Genomic DNA, 520 nt, shown 5'->3' with positions numbered 1-520 from the left:
CGGGGCCTCGAAGCTGGCCACCGGCTCGCTGGAGTATCAGTACAACGTCAGTGGTAAATGGTGGGGCGCCGTGTTTGTCGATAGCGGCGAAGCGGTCAGCGATATTCGCGAGAGCGATTTCAAAACCGGCGCCGGGGTGGGCGTGCGCTGGCAGTCGCCGGTGGGGCCGATCAAGCTGGATATCGCCCGGCCGATCGGCGACAAAGAAGAGCATGGTTTACAGTTTTACATCGGTCTGGGGCCTGAATTATGAGTTTATGGAAGAAGATAAGCCTCGGCGTCTTAATCGTGTTGGTGCTCCTGCTGGGCACCGTCGGGTTCCTGGTGGGGACCACCACCGGCTTGCATCTGGTGTTCAAATCGGCGGATCGCTGGGTACCGGGGCTGGAAATCGGCAAAGTGACCGGTGGCTGGCGTGATTTAACCCTCGATAATGTTCGCTACGAACAGCCCGGCGTGGCGGTGACCGCCGGTCAGTTTCACCTCAGCGTCAGGTTGCGCTGCCTGTGGGACAGCAGCC

2 protein-coding genes are annotated in these 520 nt (G+C 60.4%); both read left to right on the top strand.

Annotation, left to right across the window (positions count from 1 at the left end; genetic code table 11):
- On the top strand, nt 1-253 hold a 253-nt coding region (locus tag ABD715_RS17815), incomplete at its 5' end, for a BamA/TamA family outer membrane protein (protein ID WP_344789685.1).
- Nucleotides 250-520 (top strand): hypothetical protein (locus ABD715_RS17810; protein WP_344789684.1); only part of this gene is annotated, 271 nt, incomplete at its 3' end. The genes ABD715_RS17815 and ABD715_RS17810, both read left to right, overlap by 4 nt.

Origin of the sequence: Postechiella marina, assembly GCF_039538365.1 — a bacterium.
Taxonomy (GTDB): Bacteria; Bacteroidota; Bacteroidia; order Flavobacteriales; family Flavobacteriaceae; genus Postechiella; species Postechiella marina.
This window is presented reverse-complemented; position numbering and strand designations above follow the sequence as displayed.